This window comes from Deltaproteobacteria bacterium (assembly GCA_017302835.1).
Taxonomy (GTDB): Bacteria; Bdellovibrionota; Bdellovibrionia; order Bdellovibrionales; family Bdellovibrionaceae; genus UBA2316.
The window spans coordinates 122091-135060 of the sequence record JAFLCC010000003.1 but is presented as its reverse complement, the minus strand read 5'-3'; the positions used below and the strand labels follow the sequence as shown (position 1 = coordinate 135060).

13 protein-coding genes are annotated in these 12970 nt (G+C 35.2%); 1 reads left to right on the top strand and 12 read right to left on the bottom strand.

From position 1 onward, the window contains the following. From J0M15_04395 to fliD, 11 genes are all read right to left on the bottom strand, one after another. Complete coding sequence (locus J0M15_04395; protein ID MBN8536265.1) at positions 1-354, bottom strand: response regulator; 354 nt, start codon at positions 352-354, stop codon at positions 1-3. Then, positions 335-2350 (bottom strand): GHKL domain-containing protein, encoded by a 2016-nt coding sequence (locus tag J0M15_04390; GenBank protein ID MBN8536264.1) that lies wholly within the window; start codon positions 2348-2350, stop codon positions 335-337. The genes J0M15_04395 and J0M15_04390 overlap by 20 nt, the downstream gene beginning before the upstream one ends. Continuing rightward, on the bottom strand, positions 2262-2951 hold the full coding sequence (locus tag J0M15_04385) for a hypothetical protein (GenBank protein MBN8536263.1): 690 nt from the start codon (positions 2949-2951) through the stop codon (positions 2262-2264). Before J0M15_04385 ends, J0M15_04390 begins: the two co-directional genes overlap by 89 nt. Further along, complete coding sequence (locus tag J0M15_04380; protein MBN8536262.1) at positions 2944-4434, bottom strand: glycosyltransferase family 9 protein; 1491 nt, start codon at positions 4432-4434, stop codon at positions 2944-2946. The genes J0M15_04385 and J0M15_04380 overlap by 8 nt, the downstream gene beginning before the upstream one ends. Further along, positions 4397-4579, bottom strand: coding sequence for a hypothetical protein (locus tag J0M15_04375; GenBank protein MBN8536261.1), 183 nt, complete (start codon positions 4577-4579; stop codon positions 4397-4399). The genes J0M15_04380 and J0M15_04375 overlap by 38 nt, the downstream gene beginning before the upstream one ends. Continuing rightward, positions 4558-5655, bottom strand: a complete 1098-nt coding sequence (locus J0M15_04370; protein MBN8536260.1) for a glycosyltransferase family 9 protein — start codon at positions 5653-5655, stop codon at positions 4558-4560. Before J0M15_04370 ends, J0M15_04375 begins: the two co-directional genes overlap by 22 nt. Continuing rightward, positions 5652-6260, bottom strand: coding sequence for a hypothetical protein (locus J0M15_04365; GenBank protein MBN8536259.1), 609 nt, complete (start codon positions 6258-6260; stop codon positions 5652-5654). The genes J0M15_04370 and J0M15_04365 overlap by 4 nt, the downstream gene beginning before the upstream one ends. Beyond that, positions 6260-7255: an O-linked GlcNAc transferase gene (locus J0M15_04360; GenBank protein MBN8536258.1), complete on the bottom strand. Its 996-nt coding sequence runs from the start codon at positions 7253-7255 to the stop codon at positions 6260-6262. Before J0M15_04360 ends, J0M15_04365 begins: the two co-directional genes overlap by 1 nt. Before the next feature lie 245 nt (positions 7256-7500). Then, a complete protein-coding gene (locus J0M15_04355; GenBank protein MBN8536257.1) occupies positions 7501-7917 on the bottom strand; it encodes a hypothetical protein in 417 nt (138 codons plus the stop codon). 31 nt (positions 7918-7948) lie between these two features. Further along, complete coding sequence (gene fliS / locus J0M15_04350) at positions 7949-8341, bottom strand: flagellar export chaperone FliS (protein ID MBN8536256.1); 393 nt, start codon at positions 8339-8341, stop codon at positions 7949-7951. 74 nt (positions 8342-8415) lie between these two features. Beyond that, the gene (fliD, locus tag J0M15_04345) at positions 8416-9762 is read right to left on the bottom strand and encodes a flagellar filament capping protein FliD (protein ID MBN8536255.1); all 1347 of its coding nucleotides are present in this window, start codon (positions 9760-9762) and stop codon (positions 8416-8418) included. Positions 9763-9901: 139 nt separating this feature from the next. On the opposite strand from fliD, the gene J0M15_04340 reads away from it, so the two are divergent. Continuing rightward, positions 9902-11146: an aspartate kinase gene (locus tag J0M15_04340; GenBank protein MBN8536254.1), complete on the top strand. Its 1245-nt coding sequence runs from the start codon at positions 9902-9904 to the stop codon at positions 11144-11146. A 3-nt stretch (positions 11147-11149) separates the two neighbouring features. Here J0M15_04340 and J0M15_04335 read toward each other — a convergent pair whose 3' ends face one another. Beyond that, positions 11150-12826: a hypothetical protein gene (locus J0M15_04335; GenBank protein ID MBN8536253.1), complete on the bottom strand. Its 1677-nt coding sequence runs from the start codon at positions 12824-12826 to the stop codon at positions 11150-11152. Between the last annotated feature and the right edge of the window lie 144 nt (positions 12827-12970).

The window sequence follows — 12970 nt, the reverse complement described above, 5'->3', positions numbered from 1 at the left end:
TTAGACTCCAACCATATCTAGAACTTTTTTAGAAACGAATACAATATCTTCAAAGGGTTTGGAAATGAATAAATCAACTTTTTTTAAAATCTGTGTTTCCGTTTCAGAATCCCCAATATATGCTGAAATTAAACAAATTTTAGCGTGAGAATCCTTTGGTTTTTTTTGAATTACCTGATCCGCATTCAGACCAGGCATAATGAAATCCAAAATGACGATATCAGGATTAAACTCGATCCATTTTTCCAGTCCACTTTTTCCATCATAGGCCACCATGGTCTGATGTTTTTTTGCAAAGATCCTTTCAAAGGACTTAGCAACCAAGATCTCGTCATCAATGATGAGTATTTTCATAAATTGGCCATTCTATAATAAACCTTGCCCCTCTGGGTGTATTTGCTTCATAAAAAATTCTTCCTTGAGTATTTTCTACAATATTTTTAACGATATTCAGCCCCAAGCCTGTTCCTTCCCCCTCGGGCTTTGTCGTAAAAAAGGGCTCAAAAATAAACTTTTGAATTTCATTTGGTATTCCCTCTCCCGTGTCTGTTATTTCTAACCGCACCTTTTTATCTTTGGAAAAAGTATCAATTCGAATCTCACCTTTTTCTTTAAGCGCTTGTGTTGAATTATTAACCAGATTAAAAATTACATGCTGGAGCATATTTGGATCAGCAATGATATATTTCTTATGCGTATTCAAATTTAGATTTAACAGATGATTTCTTAAGGACACCTTTAAAAGAGGAATTGTTTTTAAAACAACTTCCGAAATATCTACCGATTCTAATTTGACTTTACGCGGATTTGAAAACTCCATAAAATTATTTAAAACTTTAAAGCACCGCTCTGTGGCCTTCTCGATTTCTACCAAATCAGAAAACCGCTCACTCTCAGCGGGCACCTGCTCTTTTAACAATTGAACCATCGATCTGATTCCCGTTAAAGGGTTATTTAGCTCGTGAGACAGATGCCCTGCAAGCCTTCCAATAGATAACATTTTCTCAGTTTGTAATAATTTCGAATATAGTTTTTTCTCTTCAGTTCGGTCTCTATAAGTATGGACGACAGATTTTAAATTCAAATTAGCTAGCATGGGATAACTAAACAATTGGAAATTTTTATTATTTACAATAATTTCTTTTTTTTGCATCTGAGATTTTTCAATGGTTTCTACTAAGGGACACCCTGGACAGATTGTTTTTATTCCTGCAAATAACTCATAACATTTTAAAGAGGGTTGATTTAACTCAAAAGCTGAATTGGATCTGAGTACATTAAAATTTTGATCAATTATGGCAATTGGCTCCTTAATGGCATCAAAAGTTTTTTCCCATCTGTAAGAAAATTGGTTCAGATTCAATTCAGAGGAAAGTTTATCGAATGCCATAAAAATGACTTCTTTTCTTTCTTCGAAAAAATCAAAAAACTCCTTGATTGTATTTTCATTAAATTGATTTTCAAAGCCCAAATAACAGTCATGGCTTAAGGGAAACAAATATAACTTACCGAAAGGTCTTGATAAGAAATTTGCCATGACTGTTGAGTTTTCAATGGAGTTAAAATTAAGTTCACATTTAAACTTGAGTTCTGCCTGAAAATGCTCTTTCCACAAATAAGAACTTTGGCTAGACAACAAAGAGACTTTTTCATGATGAATATTTTTGATTAAAAAAATGTCCCCAAGTTCATGAAAAACTTTGAATTCATTTTTAATCATTCTCAATAATTCCTCGTAGGATTGACTGAGTGAAATATCTTTAATAAACTTTAAAACAACTCTCTCTCTTTTTAGTTTAAAATCCTGCTCTCTATTGGAAAATTCTATATCTGAGGTTTTCTCCGAAATAATGAGCTCTTGCTCTTTAATCAGCTCATCTAATAAATTCTTCTGTTCAAAAGTTTTTTTTATTAAGGCTTTTTCTTCAAACTTACTATTGATTCTTTCTTGAATTTCTAGATTTCCAGGCCAGTCTGGTGAAATAAAATCTGCAAAGGAAATAATTTTAACTAGACTCCATTGATTCACAAGTCTTTTTAAATCAAAATCTTCATCCTCAATAAGCAAAATAAATTCTGTTTGGTGTTTGACGTCTTGAATTGAATTAAAGAATTCTTCACTTAATAAATCCTTATAAAACAACAAAACTAAATCATACTTCACAATAAGCTGATTTTTATTTGCCAAAGGACTGAATGCTGCATAGGAAAAGGTATGAAACAATTTTCTCAATGGTCCCTGATAGCTTTTCAGAGCCCTTTCAATTTGCCATTCTTCCCCTAGAAGTAAAAGAGGATATGATTTTATAGCCGTTGTTTCTGGCGTGGATATCAACTGTTTTTTCCCCATTTATGAGATTCAGTAAATTGACTAAAAGTTTTTCCCAGTTCTGCAAACTCGTAATTAACTCATACTCAATAATATCAGCTAAACAGACAAAATCCTTTTTTTCAACTGCTGTTAGAGCTTCTTCTAACATTGTCTTTGTTTTCAACTCCGCCTCAGATAACCGCGCAAGACCCGCCGCAGCAGAGTCTCCCATAAGATTTTTTATCGATATAACACTTGAAATTAAATACTCATAATTTTCAATCAAAACTTCAATTTTCTTAAAGGCGCTTTGAACTCCAGAAAATCTAATCTGTTTTGAAATCAGTTCGGTATTCTGTATCATTTCAGGAAAAGCCTCAATCCAACTTTGTAAAACGTCCACCAATAGCTCATTAATATTTTCAGAAAGATACTCTAAGGTTATGACTTGCGAAAGATTCATGTCGAAATAGCCCTGCTCTTCGGCTTCAACAAGCTCCTTTCCATTCACTATGTATTGACAAACCACTTGATTCGATTTTTTTAAATCAGACTCGATATCTTTAAAAACTTGCCCCAAAGTGGTATCTCTATTGTAAAAATCAATTAACTTTTGTCCATTAATTTTGAATCTATCCATGATTCTTTTCCTCTTCCTGAGTGAGTTCTTCTTCAAGCAAATAAGGCTTCATAATAAGCTTCAGCTCATTATGAACTCTCAAATAGGATTCTACAATTTTATTTTCGGTTAATGGCGGAACTTTTATTTTTTCAGCTAGACACCAGTCTATATAAATTCCCGCCTTTGAATTCAGCCTGGCGATCCCTTTAAAAACTTCATCTTCTGCTTCTAAAATTTTAAGGTATTTCCTTGTTCCTTCGGCCAAACAAGAGTTTAATGTATTGATAATCGTATTGTTGGCACGATGGAGCTTCACCATAGCCGCGTGAAAATGAATGTCTTCGGTAACAGGAAATGAATCCCCAATATACAAGGCCTTGACTAAGGCCCATTCAAAATCATTTACCAAATCAAATTTAAGACTATAGCATGGGACCTCTGGAACATAGGAAATCAATTGAGGAAGTGGATTTTTTGTTAACACCGAATGAATTGCAGAAGCCGCTTCCGTCGATTCAACATTAGCTGGTAAAATGTTCAATAAAACATAACTCCCATTTGATTTGGGCCCAGTTTCCCAAAACTTTACCGTTTCAAATGAAAAATTGAGACAGGGAGTTTGAGTCAAATTACACATATGAATAAAGACACTATCTCCACCCACATGAAGGCTTGAGCCTTTTAATATCGGAAACAACTCATCTAAATTTGTCTTTCCAATTAAATTTATAATTTCACTATAGTTATTAAATGCAAAAACCTCGTCCACAAGCTCTTCTTCTTCTTTGGATCCTATAAGAACAATTTTGTACCCTAATTTAAAACTCAACAATTTTTTGATAACTCGAGCCCAAATAAAGGGGGTCAGGGTTTTATTCTTCTGACTGGCACCAAGCTGAATGGTAATATATTTTCCATCAATGGGGCTGTTTAAACTGAATTCAGAAGGGTATTTATAATCCTGTGGTTTCAAATCCAGATCACATAAACTCGCAAAAATATCAATAAGATGAAAACGATTATATTTTTCAGTTCCTACTTGTGAATAATAGTAAGCTGAAACGGCTTCTTTCAAACAAAAAGAGGAATCCGCGTTTCTTGTATAACCCACAATTGTTGGTCTGGTTAGTGAACTTCTTGTAAAAGTAAAATCAGCAACTTGTGGAATCGTATAACTTAAGTAATAACAAATATAACTAGAAACTGGAGAGAAAGACAAATTGATAATCAAGTTGTAGTTTTCATTTCTGATCCTGTTTAGCTGCTGTTCTAAATATTCGGTTGGTTCATTCCTATTTTCCAAACCATATCCAATGATCTCTTTTGTTTTAAGCAAATGAGTTCTCTCATTCTCTTCAAGCCCAAGCAAAGCACGTTGAAACTTTTCTCGAACGAAAAAATGAATCGTTGAATCTGGATCTTTTCTCTTTAATGCTCTGGCGATAGGCCAGGACATATAAATATCACCGAGTCTTGCCAGTTGAACTATTAGAATTTTCATACCCGATTTGCTCCTTCACTAGCTCCAATAATATTCTTTGCAGTTGATTTAAATTATTAAATCCCTCTTTTAAAAAAGTTTTATCTGATTGTTCCTTTAAGTCTTTTTCTAATTCCTTAAACTCTACATAGATATCTCGTTCCATTCTTCCCCTCTACTTAAATTACAATTTGCTTCCATCCTAAAACGGGAACCCTGATTAAGGGTTCTAAATGAAAACTCGCTGACGGTTTGATTCTGAATCCATTCACTAACAAAATTTACAATTTTATTTTCAGCAATGGAGTCCTGACAAAAGTTTCTATTGTAGGGACAGTCCAATGAATGCTGACAAGGACGACAATTCATTTCCGCAGATAAAATATAATTCCCCGCCTGAAAGGCCGCGGTTTTAAAAGGATGACTACTGCCAATGGACAATTCAAGGGTTGATGTTTTTGTCCAAGTTGCTAAGTGCTTTAAGGCTGTATCTAAAGTCACTAAAAGACTTGCCTGTTTAAGCAACTCATAGGCATTTAGAAAATCTCCAGACTCTAATTGAGAGACGTTAAAAAACGTTTTATAAGCTAAAAACTCTTCGTGAGAGCAAATTATTTTAAAACAATAATCAGAAAATTGATCGGACAGTTTATCAATAATTCGTTTCCACTTAACTAAATCATAATTTTTTTTGGCATCGCTAGTACTTATTTGAAATAAAACTAACTTGGACGTTTTATCTCCCGAACTCGAATACAATTCCAAATCAACACCAGCAATCTTTTTTAAATGCTCCAAATAATGAACTTTTGAAGTTGGTTCATGCATTTTATTTATAAACTTTTTGATATAATTATCAGAAGTAATGAATGGCTCCCAAGAAAATACTCCTCTTTTTCGTGGTGCTGGAATCATATTTAAAAACTGAGTTGAAATTTGCTGATAAGTAAGATCGATGATTTCATCATAACCGCAGGCAAACAGGGCTTTGATATTTTTTTTTAAATCCCAAAAGGGGTACATCAATGGCGTTTCAAAGGAGTTAATCATTTTTTGATACTTAAATCTGGGGAACCGATGAAAAAAAATAAAAGGGAAAATCTTTTCAAACTCTACACCTATGATGTCATTAACAAGGAAATGAATTTCAACCTCTGTATGTTTTTTTCTGTAGGAATCAGCAATTTTGACGTGCATTAAGAAGTCGCCAATTCTCATTAGCGAAACAAACAGCACCTTCATTTTATAATCTCATCAAAAATATGAAGAACTTTTTCGTCAAAGGACCTTAATGAATCAGAGGCCTGAACTAAATTTTTCAATGTCAGATAATTTTTTTCCTCCAAAAGCAAGTCCCAGTTCAGCGCCACATCTTGAGTTGTTTGATCCCAATTTTGTTTTAAAATACTGGCTTCTCTTTGCGTGATTTTAAGAAGTAATTGCTGAAATAACTCTTCTTTTCCTTGCCAACCTGGCCTAAATGGCATGATCAATGGCATCTGATCTTGAATGTAATTTTGGACTCTTTTAAAATCAGCAAATCCATTTAAAGGATCAAGGAAAATGAATTCAATTTTATTATTTTTTTTAAATTGTAGCTCAAGTGCGTCCAACAGATCTTCATTAAAATCGATAACGGTAATCTTAAGATTCGAGTGTAACAGTTGAAGGTATTTCAAATGATAACCCCCGCCCGCACCCAAGATGCATACATTCGTCTGCCCTTTTAAGTTGTATTGCTTATACCAATTCAAGGATTCTGTGTGTGGTCTTTGAAAAGAGCACAAAGACCTAGGACCTGCAAAAGGTATTAGTTTTCCGTTTTTATTTTCAAGAAAATGAATCACTATTTCCCCCCAACCATTAATTTATTAAGTTCAACATAAACACTTGCTATTTCTTTATTTTCTGGATTCCAAAGATGACTTTTAAAACACTCAAGAAAGGCATTTTGATAATCGCCAGCAAAAATTAGATTTTGAATTAATAATAGCGATATTTCTTCATCGAAATTATGGTGCTCGAGATATTCAATTAATAATTTTTTACATTGTTGATTTCGTTCAGATTGGTTAAACAACTGACTTAATAAAATCAATGCTGTCTTATTAACTGGATTCACATCTAAAGCTTTAATTAAATTTCCCCAACATAACTCTTTGTCGCCAAATTCTAAATGTGTCATTGCTAAACCCACCCATGCCTTATCGTTATTTTTGTTAATTTCTATGGCCCGCCGAAAACAATCAGTAGCTTTTTGTATATCTTCTTTTTGAAATTCGAGAACACCAATATTTACGATTAATAAATCGGAGTTCATATCCATCTGATAGGCCTTATAAAAATATTCTTCAGCGAGATCGAATTCTTTAAGCTTAACATAGATATTTCCTACATTTTTATATATTTCAAAAAGCTGACTCTGGTTTTCGACAACATGAGATAGACAATCAAAATATAGTTTTAAGGCTTCTTCATCTTGGTTTTTTAAAAAATATATTTGCGCCAGCTCAAAACATCTATCTATCGAGTAGTTATATAAGAAATTTTTTTGAGCTACTTTTTCAGATTCATCAAACTTTCCTAATTTTCTTAGGGCTTCATTTAAGGCGTCTAGAACATAGCCATTATAAGAGTCGCAATTGGAGCTATAGCGCAACAAGTTCAATGCCAAACTGGTCTCGTTATTTAAAAGCAGTAGCTTCGAATTAAAAAAACAGGTAGCAACTTTATCGTTTACAAATTTTTTCTTCTTCTTGATCGTCTGATTGCTTGTTTGACTACTTATCTGAACTTTTTCAGAGCTGGTTTTAAATCTTTCCTGATTTTTAACAAATTCCATATCGCTTTCCAACTTAATTCTCCTAGACAAAAGTATCATTCCAGACACTTCTATTTATTTAATTTAAGCAGCAATATAAATGCCATCACCATATGTAACATTTTAGAGAAGAATTTGTAGCAACATCTGATCGTTGACAATCCCTATGAAAGTCTTGTCAATTTATCAACGCTTAGACTCCGTTAGAATTCCCAGCTAGAACAGAAAAGTTATTCTAGCGAGGGCCCTAATCAACTTTACGAAAATTAGATAACTTCTTCCAGTTTATTTTTGCTCTGTGGATTTTTGTAAGCAGAAACTACTTTTTTTCCAAGCTTTACGTCCTTCAATTCTTTAATAATTTGATTTTTTGCAGCTTCAATACAGGAAAGGATAGCGATATCCTGTTCGATAATTTTTTCAACAAAAGTATCCTTCACACTCAACGATTTTCTAAACTGAGCTAAATCTCTTTCGTTATCAGGTTGTGCATTTTGAAATATAATTTTAATTTCTTTATCAATATACTTAATAATTTCAAGTATATTTTCTCTTTCTTGATAGAACTCATTAATAGTTTCAAATTGGTCTCTAACAAACAACTCTATGGACTTTTCATTTACTGAATAAAATTTTTCTAAGAAATGATTTTTCTGGTCCATCAATTCGAGTATTCTTTTCATTTATCCTCCGTGATATTTATAATTAGTAAACTTATTTTTTTAATTCTTGGTCTGTCTTCATTTTCTCAACAGCGCCTATCCATCCTTGGTACAAGTTATCAATAATTTTTAAATTGTTTTTTAATGGTTCTACTTGATTTTTAAAATTAGCTTCAGTGTATTGTTTCATCATAAAAACATACAGGGCCTCCAGTTTTTGCGAGATTTCCCCACCCACTTTATGATCTAAAGTGTTATTAAGTTCCATGATAATATCGTAGGCTCTGCCAATATTATAACCTTTATCGGCAATTTTTTTTTCTTCCATCGCTTTGATGGCTAGTTTCGTAAACTTTATGGCTCCTTCATAGAGCATCAATAATATTTTTTCCTTACTTGCCGTCTGTACCGAACTTGCTTTGTATTTTTGATATGCATTTTTCATCGTTTACTGTAGCTCCCTTGTCTCACCTTCTCGGTTTTTAAAAATAATTATTAAGTCTACTTTTTAATTTTATACTATTGTCCTGGGGGTTTTCCTATTCCCTGCACCGCAGAAGCTTGACTTTGCAAGCCTGACATTTTTTGTTCTAAGTCTGCAAATTTTCTTCTGAGTGACTCTTCCTTTTTTTCAAGTTGTCGTTCTTTTTGTTCAATTTGCGTATTATATCGATTTATTTTTTCTTGTATTCCTTTTTTCCTATTTGCCAAAACACCAAAAGAGTTATTTTGCATATTTCCAAGCTCTCTCTTAAGATTATTAACAAAGCCAGTGGATAGACCATCACCCTTAAAGAACTCAGAGACATCGGAAGCTTTGGCATTAAGTATTTTATTAAACTTTTCTTGATTGAAATTTAAAATACCATTTCTATTAAACTCAATTCCTAATTGATTCATAGTTTGAATATCTGAGTTCACACCCATCTGTGGTGCCAATACAATTCTTCTTAAAACATTTTCTACCTGCCTTGTTAAAGAATCTCCCCCTAAGGGACCTAGCGACTCTTTTCCATTGGCACCTTTCTGCAATTTTTGTTGGTTTTGCAGAAAAGAAAGAGCCACATTATAGGAATCAACGAAACTTTTAATCTTTCCACTAATGGCCTCAAAATTTTCTTTTACAAATAGACGGACTTCCCTTCCTGGTGCCGCTTGTTTTAAATTAAGAGTCACCCCAGGAATTAAATCGTTCACCACATTATTTGGAACTTCGATATCAAATCCATCCAGTTTTAACTTGGCATTTTGGGATGGTCTGGCCTCATCAAAATACATATCTTGATCTCCATCTAACATGTAAATGGTTGGAAATTTAACGCCATTGTCATCACCCGTTTTTAAACCAGAAACCAACATTCTATAGGGGTTTTCTCGATCTCTTTTATCCTCAACAACAGTGGCTCTCATTCCTATATTCGCTCCGTTAATTTGTGCCACAACGCCATTTAAAGTTGAATTCGCTCCTTTGATATAAACTTCCTTTGTGCCGTCAGAAGTGTCAAATTTGATATACCCAACTCCCATTTGCGTTTTGTCTTTATCTGGAAAGCCATTGGAGATGGCTCCAGGCTTCTGTGCTAATTGCGATACTTCTATGGAATACTCTCCATTGACGACAGTCCCTGGATCCACGCTTCCATCAATGATATTGGGATCACCAGAAATTAGTTTTGTATCAACAAAACCCCTGGTATTTGTTAACTCGCCTAAGTTTTTGGAAATCTCACCAACCTTCGCATCAAGATCTGAAACGATTTTTAAAATATCTTCTTGTTTTACTTTTTTTGATTCGATTTGCTTCAAGGGAATACGTTCCGCCTCAACCAACTGGTCAACTATATTTGGCGGCAAGCCTGAGGCCATTCCGGTAATCCTTATTGCTGGCAATCGAATTCCTTTCTATTTCAACTCCATTTCATCATAACAGATTTTTCTTCCTTCCCCCCGGGTCAATAATTTGACTTTTAAAAATTGGGCTTTATTCTAGATTGGAAAGGTTTTCATGAATATCGTTACGACAACTCAAATTACCTCAACCCAAAAACTGATCACGATAAAAAAGTTTGGCGGAGCTACGGTTTCTTCACCTGCTAAAATCAAAGCCGTTGCTCAAAGGATCAAGAAAGACTCTCTCCATGGGGAATCTTTAGTTATCGTGGTATCAGCCATGGGAAAGACCACGAATAATCTTATTGAATTGGCCAACCAAGTGTCTAGTCGACCCAGCCAAAGAGAAATGGATATGTTACTTTCAGTCGGGGAAAGAATTTCCATGTCCTTGCTATCGATGGCCCTCCTTGATCAAGGACTTGAAGCTATTAGTTTTACTGGGAGTCAAGCTGGAATTTTGACAAACAGTTCACACGTGGATGCTAAAATTATTGGGGTCAAGCCCTCACGTGTCCTTGAAGAATTAAATAAAAACAAAATTGTTATCCTTGCTGGATTTCAAGGAGTGAGTCCATTATCAAAAGAAATTACCACCCTTGGCCGCGGTGGAAGCGATACCTCTGCCGTTGCTATCGCCGCGTCTTTGCAAGCCACACAATGTGAAATTTTAAAAGAAGTCCCCGCTATCTACACTGCTGATCCTCATGTGGTACCCAATGCCATTCCCTTGCAGAAACTCCACTACGAAGAGCTTATGGAAATGACTTTTTGGGGGGCCAAAGTACTTCACTACCGCTCTGCTGAATTAGCCGCTCGAAAAAATGTAAAACTTTACATTGGCTCTGCAGAAATATCTTCATCGCAAGGTACCTGGATCAACTCTTTCAAAAATAAGGAATTACAAATGATCTTTCAATCTGACACTCATCAATTCGAAACACCAAAAATATTAGCGATTAACTCTTTCAGGGATATTTTAAGAATAAAACTTAAGGAAGAATCTTTCCACGAGAACTTAACAAGGTTAAAAAATGAATTTCAAAACAAAGAAATTATTTTTCCACAAATTTTAAGTATCCAGTCAGAACATTTGATCACGATCACCGCTCCGGCAGAAACTTTGGAACAAATCAAAAAAGAAACTTTTTCATTTTCAATTTTAGACGAACAGCTTTCCTGCGTAACTCTTACCTGCACTGGACTGCTAAATTTTGAGTTACAAGAAAAAATATATTCTCAACTTAAAAATGAACATGTCCCGATAGTCAGTTCCTTCTGTAGCTCGCTAAGCCTCGTCCTTATCCTAGAAAAAACTCATCTTGAGAAATCCATTCAATCACTCCATAACTTAATTTAAGAATTATTTTTTTAGAACAAAAGTCTCTGGCAGGAATGTAGATCTATTTTCCTCATAACGTAACTTCATAATTTTAAAAATATTTCCGTTTGGTCCATTCAGATATTCACCTTGTCCACCTTGACCCACAATGTATTTACGTGGATCAAATTTAGCAATATCCCTTCGCGCTCCTGTTGGATTATTTGCCCCTCCAAGCGCTCCGCCTCCAGCCCCACCATAATTGGGACCAAAGTAGCCACTTCCTCCGCCTCCATAAGTTCCACTATTCACTTTAATTCCATCTTTCTCATTTCCAGATCCATACCCACCTTTTCCATTGCCAGCACCATTATCCGCGCCCATTTTTCCAGATCCTGCAGAACCTGCATCACCTTGCCTCCCGCCGACAGATGCGCCATCAGCTTGCCCACCACCATTATTAAAACCGGGAAAAGGATTAGCCTCTGCATTGCCATTGGAGTTCATTCCCGGCATGTTTTCGCCCTTTTCATTTTTAACCCCAGGAATAGTGGCCCCCATCGATAATCCCTTATTTCCAAAATTTCCATTCACTTGCAAACAAGTAGGACTCGTTGGATTACTCACACAATAACAAACTGGATTTTGAGCGGCAAAGGTAGGATTAGAACACTTCTGCATATCCATGCACATCGGTGTATTAGGATTATTCTTACACTGATCCAAATTAATAGTTTTATTCAAATCCGCAGTGGTATCTTTCTTACATTGCTCAGACGCTTTCGTCTGAGCAATCGCCGCCACCGCATGTTGAGCTGCGTCGAAAAGCTTCTGCTTATATGACTCACACTGCACGATGTTTTTATTGATCTTAGACTGATGTTCGCTTCTCATTTCTTCCCTCGTTGCGCCATCCATACAATCACTGTTTAGAATCTCCCTCGCTTTTTTGCAGTTCTCTTGGCATCCTCCTTGATATGCTGAACATAAAGACTGCCAGCCTGCAAAAGCCTCGTTGGCTAATTTAGAAATGTCATTTATTTTGGAACAGGCAACTTGAATACTCACCACAGCCCCGGCACCAATTGATTTTGCTGCATTTGCAGCTGCTTGCATCGCCTCATTCTCATCATTACAGCTAGTCATAGCATTATCTGCTTCCTTATTACATTCCTGAACTAACCTCCCAAACTCACTCATACACTGAGCCGCCGCAGGATTCGCTTTCTCTTCGGTAGGGGATTCATTATCTTGATCTTTTTTACAGAAACATTCCCCTTCTTCACAGAGCAGAGTTCCTTTCTCATTTAAGCATGCTTCCTTTTGATTTTCGTGATCCTTATTTGGATCCCTTTTGTTTACCTCATCTTCGGCCGCAGAATTACCACTTTTATCAGCGTTTTTAGAACCGTCTTTATCATTTCCTCTTTTTTGATTGGCTTGATCCGAGCCTCTTCTAGATGACTGTGATGCTGATCTTTGTTTCGGGTTAGAAGTTGACTTTTCTTGGTCTATTTTACGTACATCTGCTTGGGTTGGTGCAGATCCCGTTGATATGCAATCGTATATTCTTCTAATTCCAGTTTCCCGTAGAAAAATTTTTTTATACCCGCTAGGACAGGGACCCTCTCCGGGATCAAAAGCTCTCACCTCCACGTCGAAAAATAGTGAAGTAAAAAAAATAAATGCCATTAAGAAAGTGAAATTAATAGATTTCATCACTCCCCCCTATCCCTTCATCATATCGAATTTTTAGAGAATTACTAAAATCTTGTTATAAGTATTTTTATAATCAACCTATTAGAACTATATTTGATTTGGGTTCAGTTCATTAAAATAATGTCTCAATTTGAGAATCAAGAA

Bases quoted from the DNA above. Each gene is read 5' to 3' on its own strand.
- J0M15_04395 (MBN8536265.1), bottom strand. From the start codon at position 354: ATGAAAATACTCATCATTGATGACGAGATCTTGGTTGCTAAGTCCTTT.
- J0M15_04390 (MBN8536264.1), bottom strand. From the start codon at position 2,350: ATGGGGAAAAAACAGTTGATATCCACGCCAGAAACAACGGCTATAAAA.
- J0M15_04385 (MBN8536263.1), bottom strand. From the start codon at position 2,951: ATGGATAGATTCAAAATTAATGGACAAAAGTTAATTGATTTTTACAAT.
- J0M15_04380 (MBN8536262.1), bottom strand. From the start codon at position 4,434: ATGAAAATTCTAATAGTTCAACTGGCAAGACTCGGTGATATTTATATG.
- J0M15_04375 (MBN8536261.1), bottom strand. From the start codon at position 4,579: ATGGAACGAGATATCTATGTAGAGTTTAAGGAATTAGAAAAAGACTTA.
- J0M15_04370 (MBN8536260.1), bottom strand. From the start codon at position 5,655: ATGAAGGTGCTGTTTGTTTCGCTAATGAGAATTGGCGACTTCTTAATG.
- J0M15_04360 (MBN8536258.1), bottom strand. From the start codon at position 7,255: ATGGAATTTGTTAAAAATCAGGAAAGATTTAAAACCAGCTCTGAAAAA.
- J0M15_04355 (MBN8536257.1), bottom strand. From the start codon at position 7,917: ATGAAAAGAATACTCGAATTGATGGACCAGAAAAATCATTTCTTAGAA.
- fliS (MBN8536256.1), bottom strand. From the start codon at position 8,341: ATGAAAAATGCATATCAAAAATACAAAGCAAGTTCGGTACAGACGGCA.
- fliD (MBN8536255.1), bottom strand. From the start codon at position 9,762: ATGGCCTCAGGCTTGCCGCCAAATATAGTTGACCAGTTGGTTGAGGCG.
- J0M15_04340 (MBN8536254.1), top strand. From the start codon at position 9,902: ATGAATATCGTTACGACAACTCAAATTACCTCAACCCAAAAACTGATC.
- J0M15_04335 (MBN8536253.1), bottom strand. From the start codon at position 12,826: ATGAAATCTATTAATTTCACTTTCTTAATGGCATTTATTTTTTTTACT.